Source organism: Actinobacillus equuli (genome assembly GCF_900636745.1).
Lineage (GTDB): Bacteria > Pseudomonadota > Gammaproteobacteria > Enterobacterales > Pasteurellaceae > Actinobacillus > Actinobacillus equuli.
The window spans coordinates 1,994,869-2,017,328 of sequence record NZ_LR134310.1 but is presented as its reverse complement, the minus strand read 5'-3'; the positions used below and the strand labels follow the sequence as shown (position 1 = coordinate 2,017,328).

Below are 22,460 nucleotides of genomic sequence, written 5' to 3'. Positions count from 1 at the left end.
TAAATCAGACCGCTTTCTTATAACTACAATAAGGAAACACAATGTCAAATTTCTCTCAACTTGAAACCAAATTTGTCCATGCCGGACGTAAATCTCGTTATACCCAAGGTTCTGTGAATCCTGTCGTTCAACGTGCCTCTTCTTTAGTGTTTGACTCGGTTGCACAAAAAAAGAATGCCACTCGTAATCGCTATAAAGGTGAATTATTTTACGGCAGACGAGGCACCCTAACCCACTTCGCTCTACAAGATGCAATGTGTGAATTAGAAGGCGGAGCCGGCTGTTATCTTTATCCGTGCGGTGCGGCAGCCGTGACTAACTCAATCTTAGCGTTTGTTTCTCAAGGCGATCACATATTAATGACCGGTGCGGCTTATGAGCCAACCCAAGATTTCTGCAACGTTATCTTAAAAAATATTGGTGTAAGCACAACTTATTACGATCCGCTCATCGGTGAAGGCATTCGTGCGCTTATTCAACCGAATACTAAAGTGCTATTTTTAGAATCGCCAAGCTCACTGACAATGGAAGTGCCGGATATCCCAACTTTGGTTCGAATTGCTCGTGACGTCAATCCGGATATCGTGATTATGATCGATAACACTTGGGCAGGCGGCGTATTATTCCCTGCGCTTGAATTCGGTATTGATATTTCGATTCAAGCCGGCACTAAATATTTAGTCGGTCACTCTGATGTGATGATTGGCACAGCCGTATCTAATGCGCGTTGTTGGGATCAGCTCCGTGAACGTTCATATTTAATGGGGCAAATGGTTGATGCGGATTCAGCTTATACTACGGCTCGAGGGTTACGCACGCTCGGTATTCGTTTAAAAGAACACCAAGAACGTTCAATTCAAGTGGCACAATGGTTGGCACAACGTCCGGAAGTAAAAGCGGTCTTCCACCCTGCTTTACCAAGCTGCCCGGGACACGAATTTTTCAAACGAGATTTTAAAGGTGCAAGCGGTCTGTTTTCATTCGAACTTAACCAAAAGTTAAATGATGAACAATTAGCTCACTTTTTAGATCATTTCGAATTATTTACCATGGCATATTCTTGGGGCGGTTTTGAATCCCTCATCCTAGCCAACCAACCGGAAGAAATTGCTCGTATCCGTCCGGCAATCGAAAGAAAACTCAATGGTACGCTGATTCGCATTCACGTTGGTTTAGAAGCAGTTGAAGATCTGATTGCCGATTTAGAAAAAGGCTTTGAGCGTTTAAAATAAACGTTGCAAGCGGTCAAATTTACAGAAAAAATTGCAATTTAAAATAAAAGGCTATCTCTCGATAGCCTTTTTTATATCTCTAGTAATTAACCAAGCAATTTATTCATACGTTTGATAAATGCTGCCGGGTTTTCTAATGAACCACGCTCTGCAAGCAATGCTTGTTCAAACAATAATTCAATCCAATCATTGAATTCCGTTTCATCAGCAAGATCTGCGATTTTCTTAACCATTTGATGATCCGGATTTAACTCAAATGTATATTTCACTTCCGGTGCTTTTTGTCCCATTGCAGCAAACAGTTTTGCCATTTGCGTAGTCATTTCATCACTATCGGTTGAAACCACTGCCGGCGTGTCGGTTAAGCGATGCGTTAATACTACTTTTTTCACACGGTCACCAAAATAGTTTTGCGCACGTTCAAGGAAAGATCCGAATTCCGCTTGTTGTGCTTTTTGGCTCTCTTCTTGTTCCTTATCGGCGAGATCGCCTAAATCCAGATCCGATTTTGTGATACTTTGCAACGGTTTGCCGTCAAATTCGGTTAAATGACCAACTACCCACTCGTCAATACGATCAGATAATAGCAGCACTTCAATACCTTTCTTATTAAACAGTTCAAGGTGCGGACTATTTTTCGCTGCCACATAGTTATCAGCGGTTAAGAAATAAATCGCTTTCTGACCTTCTTTCATTCTGCCGACATAATCCGCCAAACTTACTGTTTGTTCGCTAGAATCAGTTTGGGTTGAAGCAAAGCGGAATAACGACGCAATTTGTTGTTTATTCGCAAAATCTTCGCCAACACCTTCTTTTAACACTAACCCGAATTCATTCCAGAAGGTTTGGTATTTATCTTGATCGTCCTTCGCTAATTTTTCCAATAATTGTAATGCACGTTTAGTTAATGCCGAACGCAGTGAAGCGGTGACTTTATTTTCTTGTAAAATCTCACGTGAAACGTTTAACGGCAAGTCATTCGTGTCTAATAAACCTCGCATAAAACGTAGGTAATTCGGCATAAACACTTCCGCATCGTCCATAATAAATACACGCTGTACATAAAGTTTTAAGCCGTGTTTCTGATCACGATTGAACATATCCCAAGGTGCTTTTGCCGGCACATAAAGTAAGCTGGTATATTCTTGTTTACCTTCTACTTTATTATGCGCCCAGATGAGTGAGTCATTATAATCGTGGCTTAAATGTTTATAAAACTCTTGGTATTCTTCGTCTGAAATTTCGTTTTTTGAACGAGTCCAAAGTGCTTGCGCTTTGTTAATTTTTTCCCATTTTTGACCGCTTGCTTTGCCTTCTTCATCATATTCTGTAGTTTGGATTTCAACCGGTAAGCCAATATGATCCGAATATTTACCGATAATTTCACGTAAACGCCATTCGCTTAAAAATTCTTTTTCATCCTCACGCAGATGTAAAATAACGTCCGTACCACGTGTTGCTTTCTCAATATCCGCAACTGTGTAATCGCCTTCACCGGCAGATTCCCAAAGTACGGCTTGTGTTTCGCCCGCCGCACGGGTTTTCACCGTCACTTTGTCCGCCACAATAAATGCCGAATAAAAACCAACCCCGAATTGACCGATTAATTGGCTGTCTTTTGCTTGATCCGTACCTAACGAATTTAAAAACTCTTTGGTGCCTGATTTAGCGATCGTACCCAAGTGATCGATAACCTGTTCACGGTTCATACCGATACCGTTATCGCTGATAGTCAGTGTGCCTAAAGTTTCATCAAAGCTCACTCGTACACGTAATTCGCCGTCACCTTCATATAACGCAGGATTGGAAAGCGCTTTAAAACGCAGTTTATCCGCCGCATCAGACGCATTGGAGATTAATTCACGTAAGAAAATTTCTTTATTTGAATAAAGTGAATGGATCATTAACTGAAGTAATTGCTTAACTTCCGATTGGAAGCCTCTTGTTTCTTGATTGGTACTCATTTTATCCCTCTTTAATTTACAAAAAATAAGCGGAATTCCACCGCTTTTAAACGCCTTAGTAAATGGGGAAACCTTATTTACTTTTCAAGCCAAAAAATCAAAGTTATTTCCTATTAAAAAATCTAATTTAATCGCTATATTTTATCAAATTGATAGTTTTACAAAATAAAATCTATCAATAATAATATATCCATACACAAAACCTATTAACATTCCAAGGTAATTATTATGTCTAAATGTCCATTCCATCATACATCATTAACGATGAACAACGGTGCGCCTGTTGTTGATAACCAAAACAGTTTAACTGCCGGCCCTCGCGGTCCGTTGCTTGCACAGGATTTATGGTTAAACGAGAAATTAGCCAACTTCGTGCGTGAAGTTATTCCTGAGCGCCGTATGCATGCTAAAGGTTCCGGCGCATTCGGTAAATTCATCGTGACCCATGATATTACTCAATACACTAAAGCGGCAATCTTTAGCGAAGTGGGTAAAGAAACCGAATTATTCGCACGTTTTACCACTGTAGCCGGTGAACGTGGTGCGGCAGATGCAGAACGTGATATCCGTGGCTTTGCGGTTAAATTCTATACCGAACAAGGTAACTGGGACTTAGTCGGTAACAACACACCGGTATTCTTCTTACGTGATCCACGTAAATTCCCTGACTTAAATAAAGCGGTTAAACGTGACCCACGCACAAATATGCGTAGCGCGACAAACAACTGGGACTTCTGGACGTTATTACCGGAAGCATTCCACCAAGTAACGATCGTAATGTCTGAGCGTGGTATCCCGGCTTCATACCGCCATATGCACGGTTACGGTTCACACACATATAGCTTAATCAATGCAAATAACGAACGCTTCTGGGTGAAATTCCATTTTCGTACCGAACAAGGCATTAAAAACTTAACTAATGAAGAAGCGGCGGCAATTATCGCTAACGATCGTGAATCACACCAACGCGATTTATACGAATCAATCGAAAAAGGCGATTTCCCGAAATGGAAACTTTATATTCAAGTAATGCCCGAAGCAGAAGCGGAACAAGTGGATTTTCATCCGTTCGATTTAACTAAAGTTTGGTCTAAAAAAGACTATCCATTAATCGAAGTCGGCGTAATGGAATTAAACCGCAACCCGGCAAACTTCTTTGCTGATGTTGAACAATCTGCATTTGCTCCGAGTAACTTAGTGCCGGGTATCAGCGTATCACCGGACCGTATGTTACAGGCTCGCTTATTCAACTATGCAGATGCACAACGTTACCGTTTAGGTGTAAACCACCACCAAATTCCGGTAAACGCACCTCGTTGTCCGGTTCACAGTAATGCGCGTGACGGTCAAGGTCGAGTGGACGGTAACTACGGTTCAACCTTACATTATGAGCCGAATAGCTTCGGTCAATGGCAAGAACAAGCACAATTTGCTGAACCACCACTCAAAATTAACGGTGATGCGGCACATTGGGATTTCCGCCAAGACGATGCGGATTATTTCAGCCAGCCACGTGTATTATTCAACAATATGACTGATTCAGAAAAAGAATCGCTATTCAAGAATACTGCGGCAGGTATGGGTGATGCATTAGACTTTATTAAATATCGCCACATTCGTAACTGTTACTTCTGTGATCCGGCTTACGGTGAAGGCGTTGCAAAAGCATTAGGTATGACAGTTGCCGATGCGATGGAAGCATATAATACTGATCCGGCAATGGGTCAACCGGGTTTATTAAAACCTAACTTCTAATTTAGAAGTCACCAAATTAGCAAATGCAACTGTTCAAAAACCCGCGAGATAATCGCACACAGTAGTCCTCCTTACATAAATGCATTTGCTCTATCAAAGCCCTATCTACACGATAGGGCTTTTCTTTTGTTTGAAAAATCAATCTGCGTTACAATTCCCACGTTTTTTATTTTTAAACAAAAAGGAAAGCTTTTGGAATATCGTTATTACATCACCACGGGAATTGCCATTCTTGTTTTGCAATGCCTCGTATTTAACTTTTCTCGTACCGTAGGTTGGCTATTCAACTTATCTACTAAATCACGCAAGATCGTGACATTTATTAGCTATCTAGCTGCAAATGGCTTAGCGATTCTTACTGTCACACGAACATTTAACGGTTTTAGAATCACTGCACTAATGCTCGCTTTACTGCTGTTTGCGTTATTCGTTAGCCTTGCTTGTGTGGTGATTTACCGCCTATTTAAAGGCAAACAAGCGGTCAATTTTGCCTTAAAAATTACCTATCCGTTCGCATTTTTCGGCATTGTTGGACTCGCCTTATATAACGCTTATACGCCGAAAGTGGTACATTATTCCGTGCAATTGGATAAACCGCTAGCTCAACCGCTACGTATTGGTGTAGCAAGTGATCTGCACTTAGGGCAATGGTTTGGCGCGAAACAATTAGATAAATTAGCGGAGATCTTTAATCAGCAAAATGTCGATCTGATTTTATTACCCGGCGATATTATGGACGATAATACCGATGCTTATGTAGCCGAAAATATGCAACCGTATTTAGCTAAGCTCAAAGCACCTTTAGGGGTTTATGCCACTTTGGGTAATCACGATTTCTTTGGAGAACAGCAAGCGATTGCCGCCGAAATTCAAAAAGCAGGTATCCAAGTACTATGGGATCAAGCGGTCGAAATTAACGGAAAATTTACTATCATCGGACGTAACGATGACCTCGTAAAAAACAGACCGAGTGCCGCTCAATTATTAACGGCAGTAAACTCGAATTTACCGGTGTTTTTACTTGACCATCGCCCAACGCAAATCGAGCAACATTCACAATTACCGATTGATTTACAAGTATCCGGACATACGCACAAAGGTCAAATTTTTCCGGCAAATTTAATGACTAACGTGATTTATCGACTGCATTATGGCTATGAAAAAATCGGTTTAGGTCATTATTTTGTCACCTCTGGTTACGGCTTTTGGGGCATACCGATGCGGCTTGGTTCGCAATCCGAAGTCTTTATTATTGACGTGAAAGGTAAATAACCTTAGTTTTTTTATGCAAACCCCTGAATTGATTTTCAGGGGTTTATTTTTTTACATTTCTCGAATCGTCCTATCTTCAATCACTTATCTTTTGTCAATATCCTTTTACAAAATTTTCTGCTTGCATACGCCTCAATAAAACAATATCTTGTATATAAGAATTTCAAAACCACAACATATAGTGGTTAAACAATACAATAAAAGGAGACACATTTTATGCAGAAAACATTGATGGTAACCAAACGCAACGGCCAGCAAGAGCCGTTTGATTTGGATAAAATTCATCGTGTGATCACTTGGGCTGCCGAAGGCTTACAGAATGTATCGGTATCACAAGTGGAACTGAGCGCCCATATTCAGTTTTACCAAGGTATTCGCACTGCTGATATTCACGAGACAATCATCAAAGCTGCCGCTGATTTAATCAGTACCGAAACGCCGGATTATCAATATCTAGCCGCACGTTTAGCAATGTTTCATCTGCGTAAAAAAGCCTATGGGGACTTCACCCCTCCTCATTTATTCACCCATATTAAAAAGCTGGTTGCACTCGGTAAATACGATCAAGCACTGTTAACCGACTATACCGAACAAGAATGGCAGTTAATGAATGAGTTTCTCGTACACAGCCGAGATATGGATTTTTCTTATGCGGCGGTCAAACAGTTGGAAGGAAAATATTTAGTCCAAAACCGAGTGACCGGAGAAATCTATGAATCGGCACAATTCTTATATCTTTTAGTGGCTGCCTGCTTGTTTTCGAAATATCCGAAAACCACTCGGTTGGATTATGTAAAACGTTTTTACGATGCGACTTCAACTTTCAAAATTTCATTACCGACCCCGATTATGTCAGGGGTAAGAACACCGACTCGTCAGTTTAGTTCTTGCGTATTGATCGAATGCGGTGATAGTTTGGATTCAATCAATGCCACTTCCGCTGCAATTATTAAATACGTTTCGCAACGTGCGGGCATTGGCATTAACGCCGGTGCAATCCGTGCATTAGGCAGCCCGATTCGTCAAGGAGAAGCTTTCCACACCGGTTGCATTCCGTTTTATAAGCATTTCCAAAGTGCGGTGAAATCTTGCTCTCAAGGCGGTGTGCGTGGCGGCGCTGCAACGGTTTACTACCCGCTATGGCACTTAGAAGTAGAAAGTTTATTGGTGTTAAAAAACAATCGAGGTGTAGAAGACAACCGCTGCCGTCATATGGACTACGGTGTACAGCTCAACAAGCTGATGTATCAACGCTTAATTAAGGGTGGCGAAATCACCTTATTCAGCCCGTCTGATGTCGATGGTTTGTATGAAGCGTTTTTTGCTGATCAAGAAAAGTTCGAACAGCTTTATCTGCAATATGAGCAAGACCCGAACATTCGTAAACGCAGTGTGAAAGCGGTTGAGTTATTTTCACTGCTCATGCAAGAACGCGCTTCAACCGGTCGTATTTATATTCAGAATGTCGATCATTGCAATACGCATTCACCATTTAATCCGCAAGTTGCACCGATCAAACAATCAAATTTATGTTTAGAAATCGCATTGCCGACCAAACCGCTGAATGATATTAACGATGAAAACGGGGAAATAGCACTCTGTACCCTTTCAGCATTTAACTTAGGTACTTTGCAAAATTTAGATGAATTTGAACCGCTTGCCGACTTAGTGGTACGAGCGCTAGATGCCTTGTTAGATTATCAAGATTATCCGGTGAAAGCAGCAAAACACGCCGCATTAGCTCGCCGTTCACTTGGCATCGGGGTCATCAACTACGCTTATTACTTAGCGAAAAACGGCGTGCGTTATTCAGACGGTTCTGCCAATGCGCTTACGCACAGAACTTTTGAAGCGATGCAATATTATTTACTGAAAGCTTCGCTCAATTTAGCCAAAGAACAAGGTGCTTGTAAGTTATTTAATGAGACGAGCTATGCTCAAGGCATTTTACCGATTGATAGTTATAAAAAAGAATTGAATAACCTGACTCAAGAACCTCTACATTATGATTGGGAAAGTTTGCGTGCGGAGATTCAACAATTCGGCTTACGTAACTCAACGTTAAGCTCGCTAATGCCGTCAGAAACTTCCTCGCAAATTTCCAATGCGACCAACGGCATTGAGCCGCCGCGTGGCTACGTGAGTGTTAAAGCCTCAAAAGACGGCATCTTAAAACAAGTTGTGCCGGAATATGAAAAGCTCCGTTCACAATACGAGTTATTGTGGGATATACCCGATATGAGCGGTTACTTACAGCTGGTCGGTATTATGCAGAAATTCATTGATCAGGCGATTTCTGCAAATACCAACTATGACCCGCAAAGATTTGAAGACGGTAAAGTGCCGATGAAACGCTTACTTGCCGATTTACTGACCGCTTATAAATACGGATTAAAAACGCTCTATTACCAAAATACCAGAGACGGAGCGGAAGATTCCCAACAAGATTTAAATGACGGTTGTGCCGGTGGTGCTTGCAAAATTTAGGCAATGCAGGCTTACTAACATTTTTTCCCCTCTCCCTAATTTTTCTTCTATACGAAGAAAAATCTGTTTCTCTCCCACAAGGGGCGAGGGTAATTATTTAAAAAGGAGATAACATGGCATACACCACTTTCTCACAAAATAAAAATGATCAATTAAAAGAACCGATGTTTTTCGGGCAAAATGTGAATGTTGCTCGTTATGACCAACAAAAATATGAATTATTTGAAAAGTTAATCGAAAAACAACTCTCATTTTTCTGGCGTCCGGAAGAAGTTGATGTCTCGCAAGATCGCATCGACTACCAATCATTGCCGGAACATGAAAAACATATTTTTATCAGTAACTTAAAATATCAAACATTACTTGATTCTATTCAAGGTCGCAGCCCGAACGTAGCATTTTTGCCGTTAGTATCGATTCCGGAACTAGAAACTTGGATCGAAACCTGGACGTTTTCCGAAACGATCCATTCACGTTCTTATACGCACATTATCCGTAATATCGTGAATGATCCGTCTATTGTATTTGACGATATCGTGACTAACGAAGAAATTATTAAACGCGCGAAAGATATTTCTTGTTACTACGATGATTTAATTCGAGATTCGCAACTTTATACGCTCTACGGAGAAGGTTGTTATACGGTGGACGGCAAGCAATACCAAGTGACTTTACGCAATCTAAAACGCCAACTTTATTTATGCTTAATGAGTGTGAACGTGCTGGAAGCGATTCGTTTTTACGTATCGTTCGCTTGTTCTTTTGCGTTTGCCGAGCGTCAGTTAATGGAAGGTAACGCTAAAATTATTAAATTCATCGCACGTGATGAATACCTCCATTTAACCGGCACACAAAATATGTTGAACATTATGGCATCCGGACAAGATGATCCGGAAATGGCACAAATTGCCGAAGAATGTAAACAAGAAGCTTATGAGCTTTTTGTGGCAGCGGCAGAACAAGAAAAAGAATGGGCGGCGTATTTATTCAAAGACGGTTCAATGATTGGTTTGAATGAAGATATTTTGGTGAAATATGTCGAATACATTACCAATATTCGAATGCAAGCGGTCGGATTACCTCGCCCTTTTGCCACCGCTTCAAATCCGATTCCTTGGATTAACGCTTGGCTGGTGTCTGATAACGTACAAGTTGCACCACAAGAAGTCGAAGTAAGTTCCTATTTGGTTGGACAAATTGATGCCAAAGTCGATACTAACGATTTTGACAGTTTTGAACTTTAAATAAAAACAAGCGGTCGTTTCTCTATAATTTTTTGCAAAAAATAGAGAAAATTCGACCGCTTGTTTAGCCTATTTATCCGATGCTTTAGGTTCCGAGCCGTTAGTACCTAAAAACTTACCAATTAATGCCTTACCTAAGTCTGATTGGTTTAATCCTTCCAGCGTTGCAGCAATTTTAGTGCCGCCGGTCGAACTGAATAACTCACCTACGCGCTGAATGCCTTTATCCACTTTTTCATCATTAATGATAAATTTCATATCTGAATTTGAAAGCGCTTTCGCTTGTTCAATACCGATCGCCTGATTTGCTTCAATTTGACGAATACTGATCAAGTAGCTTTGATAACCTTCATTACCACCGATTTCTTTCGCTAATTCAATTTGACCGGATACTAATGAAATCTCCAGTTTTTGCTTCGCTTCCGCTTCTGCCGAACCGATTTTCGCAATACCTTGCGCTTCTTTATCTTTTGTTTCAAGCAATGCTTCAGCCGCTAAAAACGCTTTTTGTTTTTCACCTTCCGCGACTAAAATTTGATGTTGTTTTTCAGCTTCAGAATCAATAATCAACGCATTTTTATTCGCTTCCGCCTTAATTTCTTGCGTACGTTTTTCTTGATCCGCTTTCACAATTTCAACATCTTTGGCAATTTCCGCTTGTTTTACTTCCGCAACACGTTTGACCTCCATCTCGCGTTCTTTAGTGATTTTTTCTTGTTCTTTCACCAACTGTTGCGCTTGTTCGTTAGATACTGCCACTTCTCGTTGATTTTCCACTGTTTTTAAGCCGACTTCTTTTTCCGCTTCCTGGCGTTTTACATCCGCTTCTTTTTTCGCTTCAATTTCCGCAATTTGTGCTTCTTTTTGGTTACGAGCGACTTCAACACGGCTTTCCTTTTCAATAAAGGATTTTTTAATTTCCATAATATTGAAAATCACTTTCGAATTACCGCTATCACGAATATCCATCAGTTCAATATTCTTAACCGGCTCAATCCCCCAATTTTTCAATTGCTCTTTGACCGCTTGGGTAAAATCATCGCCCAACTCCGAACGTACTTGTAAAATATCGTTTAGGTTACGGCTCGAAAGAATCGAACGCACCGAACCTTGGATAATATCAACCAATTGAATATTCATATCATGGAAATCCGACACACGTTGTGCAGCAAGATTTGAATCGGACACACGGAAGAAAGCGGTAATATCCACCACAAAAGGTAAACGTTCTAAATCGTACGCTTCGTAGTTATCAATTTTGATTGAAAAGACCGAAACCGGCAGCACAATCGTACTCACGCCAATCACCGGTAACCATGAAGGAAACGCATAATAAACGTTACCATTTCCGGTATCTTTACCATAAGAGGTTGTTTTCCCGCCCGATTGTACAATGTGTACTTCATTGGTTTTCACCACACGGCGAAATAACAACGCAACCACCAATGAAAGTACCAAAATAGCAACCAGTGACACAGCGACTGCGATATAAATAAAATCCATACTTAGCCTCCTTTTGAAAGAATGAATCTTTATCAAAGATACGTCATCAAGCGGTTAAATTCTAGAATTATTTTGCAAAAATTTATTTAACAGGCAATTTCCATTACAATAGGCACATTATTGTTAATGAAAGAATATCTTATGCGCATTCCAAGAATTTACCATCCTGAATTATTAGCGAATCAAGCCAGTTGTATTTTAAGTGAAGATGCAACTAATCACGTCGGCCGTGTGTTACGTATGACAGAAGGCGATCAAATTATTTTATTTGACGGCTCAAACCATATTTTCCACGCGACATTACAAGCGGTCGGAAAAAAGCAAATTATTGCAAAAATTGATAGTGGTGAATTGGATAATCGTGAATCCAATTTACCGATTCACTTAGGGCAGGTGATTTCTCGCGGCGATCGGATGGAATTTACCATTCAAAAATCGGTTGAGTTAGGCGTAAAAACCATTACTCCGCTTTGGTCTGAACGATGTGGGGTAAAACTTAACGATGAACGCCAAGACAAAAAACTACAGCAATGGCAAAAAATTGCGATTGCCGCTTGTGAACAATGCGGACGTAATGAAATTCCTGAAATTCGCCCGATTATGAAGTTAACCGACTGGTGTAAAGAACAGGATGATATGCTGAAATTAAATCTGCATCCTCGTGCGAAATACACCATTCGCCAGCTGCCGAATGTGCCTGAAGCCGGTGTGCGTTTATTAATCGGTTCGGAAGGCGGCTTATCCGCTGAAGAAATCGCAATGACCGAAACCCAAGGCTTTACCGAAGTTTTACTCGGCAAACGAGTCTTGCGTACGGAAACCGCCTCACTTGCGGCAATTACCGCCCTACAGGTTTGTTTTGGAGATATTTAATGTTAGAAAATTTACAAGGCAAATTTTTGATTGCAACGCCGGAAATTGATGACGATTACTTTGATCGTACTGTGATTTATATCTGCGAACATAACAGTAATGGTGCGATGGGCTTAGTAATTAACACGCCGACCGATTTATCCGTGTTGGAATTGATTACCCGTATGGATTTCCAGATGGCGAATCAACGTAATTATCATAAAGATCAAATGGTCTTAAGCGGTGGGCCGGTCAGCCAAGATCGTGGTTTTATTATTCACACCAAAACCGAACAAGAATTTTTACATAGCTATCGTGTTACCGATAATATTTTGTTGACTACATCAGGCGATGTGCTGGATAGCCTTGGTAAACCGGAAGCACCGGAAAAATTTATTGTCTGTTTGGGTTGTGCCACGTGGAAACCGGAACAACTCGAACAAGAAATCGCACGCAATTATTGGTTGGTATCCGATGCGAACGACAAAACTTTATTCGAAACCGGTTATTTAGAACGTTGGGTAGAAGCCAATGAAATGCTCGGTATTTCAGGTGTGTTAGCCCGTGCCGGCAGAGCCTAATGATGGCTTAAGTAGCGGTCAAAAATACACAATTTTTTGCAAAAGGATAATATGGCAAGAACAATTCTCGCATTCGATTTCGGTACTTATAGCATCGGTTGTGCGGTCGGACAAGATATTACCGGCACTGCACAGGGACTTCCCTCTTTTAAAGCGCAAGACGGGATTCCGAACTGGGATCAAATTGAAAAAGTGATCAAAGAATGGCAACCGGAACGCTTAGTAGTTGGCTTACCGCTCAATATGGACGGCAGCGAACAGCCGCTCACCCAAAGAGCGAAAAAATTTGCTAATCGCTTAAACGGACGTTTTAATTTGCCGGTTGAGTTACAAGACGAACGCCTCACAACAGTATCAGCGAAAGCGGAAATCTTTGAACGAGGCGGTTACAAAGCCTTAAAAAAAGATAAAGTGGATTCGATTTCCGCCTGCTTAATTTTAGAAAGCTGGTTTGAAGCCCAATAAAAAATAGTAAGACCGCTAATTTGAACAACGCAAATAAGCGGTCTAATTTTTGGATTTTTTTGCAAATCTAAGCCAAATGTTCCGTGCGGTTAAACTCAACTAATTCAGCCTTACCATTCTCAACGACCGCACGGTTAATTGCAGTGTTAATCACAAAACTGTGTTTGGTTTCATCACGACATTCCGACCAGTGCAAACCTCGTAATACGGCAGTTAATACGGTTAACGTCATGCCATGCGCAACGATTAATACGTTTTCATTTGATTGATGTAACTGTGCAATTTGATTGAAAACGTTAATCACGCGGTTATAAAGATCTTCGTAAGTTTCACCGCCATTAGTTTCCGCACGATATTCCGCCGGTGTTTTTTTCATCGTCCAATATTCATCAATTGAGTATAAATCGACCGATTTAGTGCCTTCCCAAAGCCCAAAATCAAACTCATTTAAACCGAAATGGTGAAAGTGCGGAATATTCTTCTCGTTATTTTCCGCCAAAATATAATTTGCGGTATCTTGCGCACGTTTTTGCATACTGGAATAAGCGGCGGAAAATTTAACCTCTTTTAACGCTCTCCCTGCTTTTTTTGCGCCTTCAATACCTTCTTCAACCAAAGGTGAATCGCCGGAGCCTTGCAAACGCCCTTCTAAATTCCAAACGGTTTTCCCGTGACGGACCAAATAAATGTTGAGTGCCATATTCAATTCCCTGTTAAAATAGACAAAATTTATCGGAGTATAGCAAAAAATGACTGAAAAATTGACTATTTGCTTCCAACATCACGACTTTGTTGTGATTGATAAACCCGTCGGGATGAGTGTGCACAAAGACGAGGAAGCGGTCGGATTAACCGAAAAACTCGCTGAACAATTACAAGTGGAACAAGTTTGGCTGGTACATCGCTTAGATAAAGTTACGTCCGGCTTATTAATTTTCGCTTTGAACAAACAAGCTGCCGTACACTTTTATCACCTATTTGAACAGCATAAAATCGAAAAAACCTATTGGGCATTAAGCGATCAAAAACCGAAAAAGAAACAAGGTAAAATTAGCGGTGATATGCAAAAAAGCCGTAACGGGGCATGGAAACTGTGCCATAGCAAACAGAATCCTGCCGTGACTCAATTTGTTTCGCATTCGCTTGAGCCAAATTTACGCCATTTTATTTTGCAACCAAAAACCGGTAAAACGCATCAATTAAGGGTAGCGATGAAAAGTTTAGGCAGCCCGATTTTAGGTGATCAACTCTATGCCGGCACAGAAGCGGATCGGGTTTACTTACATGCTTATCAGCTAAAATTTGAATATCAAGGCGAATCTTTTTGTATCCAAAGCTCACCGACAAGCGGTCAATTTTGGGCAAAAATTTGCAATGCTGAGCATATAAAAAACATTTAATGCTATAATTTTATACATCACAACTTATCAAACAGAGGATTTTATGAGCTTATTTGAAGCAAGTTTGATTATCTTATTACTGATTATTGCCAGTGCGATTATCTCATCTTCAGAAATCTCTCTTGCCGGTGCAAGAAAGCTGAAATTACAGGCAATGATTAACGAGGGCGACCTCCGTGCCGAAAAAGTTTTAAAGCTCCAAGAACAGCCGGGACGCTTTATTACCGTAGTACAAATCGGCTTAAATATGGTAGCAATTCTTGGCGGTGTGGTCGGCGAAAGTGCGATCAATCCTTACTTTAGCGAATTACTTTCAAAATATACGCAAGCAGAATGGGTTGATGGCGCTGCTTCTTGGATTGCCTTTATCATTGTCACTTCGGCATTTGTCCTCTTTGCAGACTTAATGCCGAAACGTATTGCGATGACATACCCGGAAAAAGTAGCAGTACGAACCATCGGCATTATGATGTTTTGTATCGCATTATTTAAGCCGCTCGTGCTGTTTTTCGATTGGATTGCCAATACGTTATTTAAGTTATTTCACGTTTCTACTGTTCGCCAAGACAATATGACTTCCGAAGATATTGTAGCGGTGGTTGATGCGGGGGCGAAAGCCGGTATTTTAAAAGCACAAGAGCATTACCTCATTGAAAATGTGTTTGAAATGCAAGAGCGCCGAGTGACTTCCACCATGACCACGCGTGAAAATATTGTGTTTTTAAATCGCACAGATAATCGAGAAAAAGTATTGGAAACACTGGGTGAAGATCCCTATTCCAAAGTACTAATCTGTGATGACGGATTGGATAAAATTTTAGGCTATATCGAAACGCACGATCTACTGACGCAATACCTCAAAAACGATAACGTATCACTAACGGATACGAAACTACTGAAAAAATCGCTTTTTATTCCGGATACGTTGTCACTTTACGAAGTATTAGAGCTGTTTAAATCCGCCGGTGAAGATTTTGCCGTTATCGTAAACGAATACGCACTAGTTGTGGGAATTCTGACTCTCAATGACGTAATGAGTATCGTGATGGGTGAATTAGTTTCAACCGAAGAAGAACAAATTGTCCGCCGAGATGAAGATTCGTGGTTAATTGACGGTGCTACACCACTCGAAGACGTGATGAAAGCGTTAGAAATCGAAAGCTTCCCGAATGCGGAAAACTATGAAACTATCGGTGGTTTTATGATGTATATGTTACGCAAAATCCCAAAGAAAACCGATTTTGTTCTTTATGATCAATATAAATTCGAAATTATTGATACCGAGAATTTTAAAATCGACCAATTAATGGTATCTTTCCGTAAAGATATCGCAAACTAGCATAGTGAAAAAGCTCCGACTTAATCGGAGCTTTTTTATTACCAGTGATGGCGATGTCTGTGATAACCGTAACCAATGCCAATGCTTGGATAAATCACCGGCTCTCTTACAACCTGTCTGACTACTTTCGGACGCTTATCGCTTTGATTAAGCGGTTCGTCCGGTTCAATTTGCTGAGCAACACGTTGCTTCTGTTTTTCCGAAACGGTATTCCCGCTTGCTACACGTTGTTGATATTCCGCAACTGCTTGCATATCCATTGGAACCGTACTTTGTTGCTCCGGTGCCGAACAAGCCGCTACAACGAAAGGCAACGCAAGTAACATTACTTTTTTCATTATTTTTCCTCTTTGTAAAAATAAGCGAAAATTAGACCGCTTGTATGCCTTTTTTATCCCTACGCTTACGCATTTTTTCTAATATCATACACATAAAATAGGGCATTTTCTTTATTGGCTTAACTGTAATTTCATCTACTAATGGTTGTTGTTCTAACGCCAAATACATACTCAATACCGTATAGACATCAACATGATGTTGATTCTTGAAGAAATTCATCAACCGATACTTTTCTATCGTCATCTGTAATGAATTTGCAATATTTTGGTATTTTTCGACCGCTTGCAAATTCAGATTCACATTACTGATTACAATGAATACGGGGAGTTGCGGATGGCTTTTGGCAAATTCCCAAGCCGATGCTAATTTCTGTTCCGACAAGATTTTAGCGGATTGGAATCTTTCTCTCGTCCAAATATATTCACCGTTTTCATATAGAAATTGATCGTTTTCAATATGAAACACTTTACCGCTCGGAAAATGTAGTTCAAATTCCGCTATTTGTTGCTTAGCAAACGTTGATTTACCCGAACCGGAATGTCCTCTAATAATGACTAATTTTCGCATCATATAAAAAAGGACGCCCGAAGGCGTCCTAATCTCTATTCTTTAAAATTAAAGAGCAGATTTTGCTTTTTCAACTAAAGCTGCAAATGCAACTTTGTCGAATACAGCGATGTCAGCTAAAATCTTACGGTCGATTTCAACAGAAGCTTTTTTCAAGCCATTGATGAATTTGCTGTAAGATAAACCGTTTTGACGTGCTGCAGCGTTGATACGTGCAATCCATAATTGACGGAATTGACGTTTACGTTGACGACGGTCACGGTAAGCATATTGACCAGCTTTAATTACAGCTTGGAACGCAACGCGATAAACACGTGAACGCGCACCATAATAACCTTTAGCAGCCTTAAGAACTTTCTTATGGCGTGCTCTTGCAATAACACCACGTTTTACACGAGCCATTATTAAATCTCCTAATGTATATAATTAACTAAAATTCACTAAAGTACGTTTTAACTTACTAACGGCTTATGCGTATGGTAAGCACGCTACTACTAATACTTGGTCTGCTTTCGCTACCATTGATTTGTGGCGTAAGTGACGTTTACGTTTAGTGGTTTTCTTAGTCAAAATATGACGTAAGTGAGATTGTTTACGTTTGAAACCGCCTGAAGCTGTTTTCTTGAAACGCTTAGCAGCACCACGTACTGTTTTAATTTTAGGCATTGTTTTATAAACTCCGCATTGTTTTACATAATACACAATAATTAGGCGAAAAATGCGATTATCGCTAATCATATTTCTACTTGGAAAGCGCTAATTATCTCGAAAGAGCGTTACCGCTCATAAGCTTTGCAGCTTAAAAAGCAAATCAGGCTGCGAAATGTGCCTGTAGATCGCTTTTGTTTCTCTTTTTTACAAAAGAGAAAACGGACGGATTTTATAGGATCCGCCCGTTTTATGCAAGAATAAATTATTTTTTCTTCGGTGCAATAACCATTACCGCTTGGCGGCCTTCAAGTTTGCCCGGTGCTGATTCAACTACTGCCACTTCAGCCGTATCTGTTTTAACACGTTCTAAAACGTCTAAACCGATATCTTGGTGTGCCATTTCACGACCACGGAAACGAACAGTAATTTTAACTTTATCGCCGTCTTCTAAGAAACGTAAAATGCTACGTAACTTAATTTGATAATCGCCATCATCTGTACCAGGACGGAATTTAATTTCCTTAATTTGTACGACTTTCTGCTTTTTCTTTTGCTCTTTTGCAGCTTTTTCTTTTTCGTAGATGAACTTACCATAGTTCATAATACGACAAACCGGCGGTTCTGCATTAGGGCTGATTTCAACTAAATCTAATTCAGCATCTTCCGCTCTCGCCAAAGCATCTTGAATTGATACGATACCAACTTGTTCGCCATTTTCATCAGTTAGGCGAACTTCCTTCACGCCACGAATTTCATCATTAAGACGATGTGCGCGATTCGACTGAACACGTTTTACAGGTTTAATAGTATTATTCCTTCTTGTAAGTTTTACTCTGAAATCGACTGCTGAGCAGAAGACTAAAATTTATCACGCCCAAAATCTAAATTAATTAGAGGGCAAACGTCTGGATTCTAAAAGATATTGACGTGTTATGCAATAGTACGCATAAAAATAATCGATATTAACTTAGTTAGACTAAGGTAATATAAGCTCTTAGTGCACTAAGAGCTTATATAATATACAACTATTTTTTAACTTCTGGTTTTCCATATGAAGGATGGCGAGGACCAACTAATAACCCACCATTTCTTCCCAAATGAACCAAAGAACTCATTGCGGAAGCTGAAACTTCATAGCCTTTATCTTTTGTTGTATCTATCACTTGACTAACTGCTGCTTTAACTAATGCAACTAAAGCGCCGTCATTACTATGTGTAGATCCTTCAGCAAAACGACCTGTACCTTCCCAAAGTGTTTTACCTGTTTTAAGGTCAACTAATTTCCCTTCCAATTCTACTTCTGTAACACTATCGAAAACTTTATAGCTTGTACCGTATTTATCCACATTTATGTATAAAATACTATCGGCACCGAAAATATCATATATTTTCTTAATATTCGCACTTCGAATTGCATTACCGTCCGTTAAACCATTTTGTTTAAACACTTCATCTACAAGTGATACAGGATAAACATAATAGCCTAATTCTGCTAAAGGATAAGTCGCTCTCGCTAACACACTTGTGTCTGCCTTAACATCCACAGAATTATTTACAGGTAGTACAACCAATATTGACTTTGGCTTACTTTCTTTCAAGGCACTGTAATCATAAGAAGGCATCTGTTGATTAGCACATCCAGATAAGAGCAAAATACCTGAAAGTAACATTAATAACTTTTTCATTTTACTTATCCTTATTTCTTACGTTGTAAATATTGCATGAATGTTTTGCTTTCAGGGAACAATTGTTGCTCTTGAATAAAGGCATTTTGTGCTTCTGCTGTTTTCCCTTGCTTTAATAAAACAAGCCCTAAATGTCCATATACCCCCGGTGCAACCGGTTTATTCGCATCTTTTGCCATTTTAATAATTTCATTAAAACCGTTTTCTTGCTTAACAAAATCATTCGGCTCATTGTAATAACTATAAATGATATCCGAATAATTACCCCAATAATATTGAGTATTTACTGATTTTGAAGAACAAGCGGATAAAATCATTGCCATTAGAGCAAATGTGATTACGTTTACCTTCTTCATTGCTACTCCTTATTTAGCTGGGGTCCAGTGTCCGGCTTCAATTCCATTTACTAAATTATTTACCGCTTCTCGAATAGCTAAATCTAACACTTTGCCATTTAAGGTTGAATCATAACCTGCTGTACCGCCAAAACCTAAAACCTCGCGATTTGATAAGTTATATTCGCCCGCACCTTGCACTGAATAAGCCACTTCCGATGTATTTACATTCACAACATTAAGGGTCACTTTTGCATAAGCAACTTGCTCTTTGCCACGTCCTAAAATACCAAACAATTGGTGATCACCAACTGTCTTACGACCAAACTCCGTTACATCTCCCGTAATTACATAAGTAGCACCTTTGAGCTTTTGTTTTTGTCCTTTGATCTTCGCTTCGGTAGCCGCTTCGCTCATATTGGTTCGATCAAGTACAGAAAAACGCCCTGTTTGTTGTAAATGGGAAACAAGAATAGTTTTTGATTGATTACCGAGCTGATCTTGCCCATCTGAAAACACGCCATTTTGGAAGCTAGATTTATTATCAAACTTACCAACCGAAATAGCTGATTTTACACCGTGATAATTTGCTGCTGTACTTGCTGCCTGTGTTACTGTTGGCGCAATAGCTCTAGAACCTTCAGTTGCACAACCAGTTAAACCAAGTGCCGCAACACATAATGTAGTCATTAGTAATTTTTTCATTTATAACCCCTTTTGGTTAGATGGAAAGCCTTTTGGGATTCTAGCATATCAAAAAAACCTTTTAAACATACAAAATTGACTTAAATAAAAAGGACACAAAAAAAGCGGTCAAATTTGACCGCTCTTTTACAAATAATGAAATTACTCTTCGCCTAATAATTTAAGTTCACGAGCTTTCACTTGGTTTTTAAGGATTTCAACAAATTCTTCAATAGTGAATGTGCCTAAATCCGCGCCTTTACGGGTACGCACCGATACTTTGCCTGCTTCGATTTCTTTATCGCCGCACACAAGCATATAAGGTACTCGACGTAAGGTGTGTTCACGTACTTTAAAGCCGACTTTTTCGTTACGTAAGTCTGATTTCGCACGAATACCCGCATCAGATAACGCTTTCGTTACTTTCTGTACGTAGTCTGCTTGGCTATCGGTAATGTTCATTACCACTGCTTGAGTCGGTGCTAACCATGTTGGGAAGAAGCCAGCGTATTCTTCAGTGATGATACCGATAAAGCGTTCGATAGAACCTAAAATCGCACGGTGAATCATAACCGGTGTACGGCGACCGTTATCTTCCGCTACATAAGATGCATCTAAGCGACCCGGTAATGCGAAGTCTAATTGGATCGTACCGCATTGCCATTCACGATCTAAACAGTCACGTAATGCAAACTCAATTTTCGGACCGTAGAATGCTCCTTCACCTTCTTGGATTTCATAGCTTAAACCGTTTGCAGTTAAAGCTTTTGCTAAGCCGTCTTCCGCACGATCCCACATCGCATCTTCACCGATACGGTTTTCAGGGCGAGTTGAAAGTTTCACTTGAATGTTGCTGAAACCGAATGTGCTGTAGATGTCATAAACCATTTTGATACAGCTGGTTACTTCAGATTCAATTTGATCTTCGGTACAGAAAATATGCGCATCATCTTGGGTAAAACCACGTACACGCATTAAGCCGTGTAATGAACCAGACGGCTCGTTACGGTGGCACGAACCGAATTCCGCCATACGGATCGGTAAGTCACGGTATGATTTTAAACCTTGATTGAAGATTTGAACGTGACCCGGGCAGTTCATCGGTTTGATTGCATATTCACGGTTTTCAGATTGCGTAGTGAACATTAAATCCGCATAATTTTGCCAGTGACCAGTACGCTCCCAAAGCACTCTGTCCATCATAAAAGGACCTTTCACTTCTTGGTAATCGTACTCTTTTAATTTGGTACGTACGAAAGTTTCGAGCTCACGGAAAATCGTCCAACCGTCATTATGCCAGAACACCATACCCGGAGCTTCTTCTTGCATATGGTATAAGTCTAACGCTTTACCGATACGGCGGTGGTCACGTTTTGCCGCTTCTTCTAAACGGGTTAAGTATTCCGCTAATTGTTTTTTATCTGCCCAAGCCGTGCCGTAAATACGTTGCAACATTTTATTTTTACTGTCGCCACGCCAGTATGCGCCTGCAACTTTTTGTAATTTGAAGTGGTGGCAGAAACGCATATTTGGTACGTGCGGGCCACGACACATATCGATATATTCTTCGTGATGATATAACGCAGGCGTTGCAGTACGTTCGATATTTTCATCTAAAATCGCCATTTTGTACGGTTCGCCACGTTTTTCAAACGTATCACGCGCTTCTTGCCAGCTCACACGTTTTTTCACCACGTCATAGTTGGTTTTAGCCAGCTCAAGCATACGCTTTTCAATCGCATCTAAATCTTCTTGTGTGAGCGAGCGATCTAAATCCACGTCATAATAGAAACCGTTGTCGATTGTTGGACCAATCGCCATTTTTACATCTGGGAATAATTGTTTGATCGCATGACCTAATAAGTGCGCACATGAGTGACGAATGATTTCTAAACCGTCTTCATCTTTTGCGGTAATAATTTCAAGTGAGCTATCTTCAGAAATGATGTCACACGCATCACGGCGTTCGCCGTTTACACGACCGGCAATCGTAGCTTTTGCTAAACCTGCACCGATTGATTGCGCAACTTCCATTACAGAAACGGGATTATCGAATTGGCGTTGTGAGCCGTCTGGTAAAGTGATAATAGGCATTTTTATATCCT

General features: G+C 40.2%; 22 protein-coding genes. 10 read left to right on the top strand and 12 right to left on the bottom strand.

Annotated features, from left to right (window positions below):
• Positions 1-41: 41 nt before the first annotated feature.
• Positions 42-1,232 carry a cystathionine beta-lyase gene (metC, locus tag EL121_RS09430; protein ID WP_039196352.1) on the top strand — a complete coding sequence of 397 codons (1,191 nt, stop codon included), beginning with the start codon at positions 42-44 and terminating at the stop codon, positions 1,230-1,232.
• 86 nt (positions 1,233-1,318) lie between these two features.
• Here the strand turns inward: metC and htpG are convergent, their stop codons facing one another.
• A complete protein-coding gene (gene htpG, locus EL121_RS09425) occupies positions 1,319-3,196 on the bottom strand; it encodes a molecular chaperone HtpG (RefSeq protein ID WP_039196351.1) in 1,878 nt (625 codons plus the stop codon).
• A gap of 228 nt (positions 3,197-3,424) precedes the next feature.
• On the opposite strand from htpG, the gene EL121_RS09420 reads away from it, so the two are divergent.
• The 4 genes from EL121_RS09420 to nrdB all read left to right on the top strand — a co-directional run bounded on the left by EL121_RS09420 (position 3,425) and on the right by nrdB (position 9,954).
• Positions 3,425-4,951, top strand: coding sequence for a catalase (locus EL121_RS09420; protein WP_039196350.1), 1,527 nt, complete (start codon positions 3,425-3,427; stop codon positions 4,949-4,951).
• Positions 4,952-5,143: 192 nt separating this feature from the next.
• Entirely contained in the window at positions 5,144-6,223 is a 1,080-nt protein-coding gene (locus EL121_RS09415) for a metallophosphoesterase (protein WP_039196349.1), read from the top strand.
• A gap of 216 nt (positions 6,224-6,439) precedes the next feature.
• Entirely contained in the window at positions 6,440-8,710 is a 2,271-nt protein-coding gene (nrdA, locus tag EL121_RS09410; protein WP_039196348.1) for a class 1a ribonucleoside-diphosphate reductase subunit alpha, read from the top strand.
• Positions 8,711-8,823: 113 nt separating this feature from the next.
• Entirely contained in the window at positions 8,824-9,954 is a 1,131-nt protein-coding gene (gene nrdB / locus EL121_RS09405) for a class Ia ribonucleoside-diphosphate reductase subunit beta (protein WP_039196347.1), read from the top strand.
• A 69-nt stretch (positions 9,955-10,023) separates the two neighbouring features.
• Here nrdB and EL121_RS09400 read toward each other — a convergent pair whose 3' ends face one another.
• Positions 10,024-11,457: an SPFH domain-containing protein gene (locus EL121_RS09400; protein WP_039196346.1), complete on the bottom strand. Its 1,434-nt coding sequence runs from the start codon at positions 11,455-11,457 to the stop codon at positions 10,024-10,026.
• Between the two features lie 141 nt (positions 11,458-11,598).
• Here EL121_RS09400 and rsmE point away from each other — a divergent pair, with 141 nt between their 5' ends.
• The 3 genes from rsmE to ruvX are packed head-to-tail and all read left to right on the top strand — an operon-like array spanning position 11,599 to position 13,355.
• Positions 11,599-12,330, top strand: a complete 732-nt coding sequence (gene rsmE / locus EL121_RS09395) for a 16S rRNA (uracil(1498)-N(3))-methyltransferase (protein WP_039196345.1) — start codon at positions 11,599-11,601, stop codon at positions 12,328-12,330.
• Positions 12,330-12,890, top strand: coding sequence for a YqgE/AlgH family protein (locus tag EL121_RS09390; RefSeq protein WP_014991139.1), 561 nt, complete (start codon positions 12,330-12,332; stop codon positions 12,888-12,890). Before rsmE ends, EL121_RS09390 begins: the two co-directional genes overlap by 1 nt.
• A 51-nt stretch (positions 12,891-12,941) precedes the next feature.
• On the top strand, positions 12,942-13,355 hold the full coding sequence (gene ruvX / locus EL121_RS09385) for a Holliday junction resolvase RuvX (protein ID WP_005596085.1): 414 nt from the start codon (positions 12,942-12,944) through the stop codon (positions 13,353-13,355).
• A 67-nt stretch (positions 13,356-13,422) separates the two neighbouring features.
• On the opposite strand, the gene EL121_RS09380 is transcribed toward ruvX, so the two are convergent.
• Positions 13,423-14,055, bottom strand: a complete 633-nt coding sequence (locus tag EL121_RS09380; RefSeq protein WP_039196344.1) for a histidine phosphatase family protein — start codon at positions 14,053-14,055, stop codon at positions 13,423-13,425.
• Positions 14,056-14,104: 49 nt separating this feature from the next.
• Between EL121_RS09380 and EL121_RS09375 the strand changes: the two genes are divergently transcribed.
• Both EL121_RS09375 and EL121_RS09370 read left to right on the top strand, forming a co-directional pair.
• Entirely contained in the window at positions 14,105-14,755 is a 651-nt protein-coding gene (locus EL121_RS09375; protein WP_039196343.1) for a TIGR01621 family pseudouridine synthase, read from the top strand.
• A 43-nt stretch (positions 14,756-14,798) separates the two neighbouring features.
• On the top strand, positions 14,799-16,094 hold the full coding sequence (locus tag EL121_RS09370) for a hemolysin family protein (RefSeq protein ID WP_039196342.1): 1,296 nt from the start codon (positions 14,799-14,801) through the stop codon (positions 16,092-16,094).
• 38 nt (positions 16,095-16,132) lie between these two features.
• Here the strand turns inward: EL121_RS09370 and EL121_RS09365 are convergent, their stop codons facing one another.
• The 9 genes from EL121_RS09365 to thrS form a co-directional block, all read right to left on the bottom strand.
• Positions 16,133-16,432 (bottom strand): hypothetical protein, encoded by a 300-nt coding sequence (locus EL121_RS09365; RefSeq protein ID WP_039196341.1) that lies wholly within the window; start codon positions 16,430-16,432, stop codon positions 16,133-16,135.
• 31 nt (positions 16,433-16,463) lie between these two features.
• The gene (locus EL121_RS09360; RefSeq protein ID WP_039198946.1) at positions 16,464-17,000 is read right to left on the bottom strand and encodes a recombinase RecA; all 537 of its coding nucleotides are present in this window, start codon (positions 16,998-17,000) and stop codon (positions 16,464-16,466) included.
• A 48-nt stretch (positions 17,001-17,048) separates the two neighbouring features.
• A complete protein-coding gene (rplT, locus tag EL121_RS09355; RefSeq protein WP_005596075.1) occupies positions 17,049-17,402 on the bottom strand; it encodes a 50S ribosomal protein L20 in 354 nt (117 codons plus the stop codon).
• A 66-nt stretch (positions 17,403-17,468) separates the two neighbouring features.
• Positions 17,469-17,666 (bottom strand): 50S ribosomal protein L35, encoded by a 198-nt coding sequence (rpmI, locus tag EL121_RS09350; RefSeq protein ID WP_005596065.1) that lies wholly within the window; start codon positions 17,664-17,666, stop codon positions 17,469-17,471.
• Between the two features lie 247 nt (positions 17,667-17,913).
• Positions 17,914-18,456, bottom strand: coding sequence for a translation initiation factor IF-3 (gene infC / locus EL121_RS09345; RefSeq protein WP_081456961.1), 543 nt, complete (start codon positions 18,454-18,456; stop codon positions 17,914-17,916).
• 220 nt (positions 18,457-18,676) lie between these two features.
• Positions 18,677-19,336: a DUF799 domain-containing protein gene (locus EL121_RS09340; RefSeq protein WP_018652798.1), complete on the bottom strand. Its 660-nt coding sequence runs from the start codon at positions 19,334-19,336 to the stop codon at positions 18,677-18,679.
• 11 nt (positions 19,337-19,347) lie between these two features.
• On the bottom strand, positions 19,348-19,692 hold the full coding sequence (locus EL121_RS09335) for a DUF4810 domain-containing protein (RefSeq protein WP_018652799.1): 345 nt from the start codon (positions 19,690-19,692) through the stop codon (positions 19,348-19,350).
• Between the two features lie 9 nt (positions 19,693-19,701).
• Entirely contained in the window at positions 19,702-20,376 is a 675-nt protein-coding gene (locus EL121_RS09330; RefSeq protein WP_039196340.1) for a CsgG/HfaB family protein, read from the bottom strand.
• A gap of 141 nt (positions 20,377-20,517) precedes the next feature.
• Positions 20,518-22,449, bottom strand: coding sequence for a threonine--tRNA ligase (gene thrS, locus EL121_RS09325; protein WP_039196339.1), 1,932 nt, complete (start codon positions 22,447-22,449; stop codon positions 20,518-20,520).
• Positions 22,450-22,460: the final 11 nt, after the last annotated feature.

Bases quoted from the DNA above. Each gene is read 5' to 3' on its own strand.
- EL121_RS09390 (WP_014991139.1), top strand. From the start codon at position 12,330: ATGTTAGAAAATTTACAAGGCAAATTTTTGATTGCAACGCCGGAAATT.
- EL121_RS09400 (WP_039196346.1), bottom strand. From the start codon at position 11,457: ATGGATTTTATTTATATCGCAGTCGCTGTGTCACTGGTTGCTATTTTG.
- thrS (WP_039196339.1), bottom strand. From the start codon at position 22,449: ATGCCTATTATCACTTTACCAGACGGCTCACAACGCCAATTCGATAAT.
- nrdB (WP_039196347.1), top strand. From the start codon at position 8,824: ATGGCATACACCACTTTCTCACAAAATAAAAATGATCAATTAAAAGAA.
- EL121_RS09340 (WP_018652798.1), bottom strand. From the start codon at position 19,336: ATGAAAAAGTTATTAATGTTACTTTCAGGTATTTTGCTCTTATCTGGA.
- EL121_RS09370 (WP_039196342.1), top strand. From the start codon at position 14,799: ATGAGCTTATTTGAAGCAAGTTTGATTATCTTATTACTGATTATTGCC.
- nrdA (WP_039196348.1), top strand. From the start codon at position 6,440: ATGCAGAAAACATTGATGGTAACCAAACGCAACGGCCAGCAAGAGCCG.
- rplT (WP_005596075.1), bottom strand. From the start codon at position 17,402: ATGGCTCGTGTAAAACGTGGTGTTATTGCAAGAGCACGCCATAAGAAA.
- EL121_RS09365 (WP_039196341.1), bottom strand. From the start codon at position 16,432: ATGAAAAAAGTAATGTTACTTGCGTTGCCTTTCGTTGTAGCGGCTTGT.
- EL121_RS09335 (WP_018652799.1), bottom strand. From the start codon at position 19,692: ATGAAGAAGGTAAACGTAATCACATTTGCTCTAATGGCAATGATTTTA.
- rsmE (WP_039196345.1), top strand. From the start codon at position 11,599: ATGCGCATTCCAAGAATTTACCATCCTGAATTATTAGCGAATCAAGCC.
- metC (WP_039196352.1), top strand. From the start codon at position 42: ATGTCAAATTTCTCTCAACTTGAAACCAAATTTGTCCATGCCGGACGT.
- EL121_RS09420 (WP_039196350.1), top strand. From the start codon at position 3,425: ATGTCTAAATGTCCATTCCATCATACATCATTAACGATGAACAACGGT.
- ruvX (WP_005596085.1), top strand. From the start codon at position 12,942: ATGGCAAGAACAATTCTCGCATTCGATTTCGGTACTTATAGCATCGGT.
- EL121_RS09375 (WP_039196343.1), top strand. From the start codon at position 14,105: ATGACTGAAAAATTGACTATTTGCTTCCAACATCACGACTTTGTTGTG.
- rpmI (WP_005596065.1), bottom strand. From the start codon at position 17,666: ATGCCTAAAATTAAAACAGTACGTGGTGCTGCTAAGCGTTTCAAGAAA.
- EL121_RS09360 (WP_039198946.1), bottom strand. From the start codon at position 17,000: ATGCGAAAATTAGTCATTATTAGAGGACATTCCGGTTCGGGTAAATCA.
- htpG (WP_039196351.1), bottom strand. From the start codon at position 3,196: ATGAGTACCAATCAAGAAACAAGAGGCTTCCAATCGGAAGTTAAGCAA.
- EL121_RS09380 (WP_039196344.1), bottom strand. From the start codon at position 14,055: ATGGCACTCAACATTTATTTGGTCCGTCACGGGAAAACCGTTTGGAAT.
- EL121_RS09330 (WP_039196340.1), bottom strand. From the start codon at position 20,376: ATGAAAAAATTACTAATGACTACATTATGTGTTGCGGCACTTGGTTTA.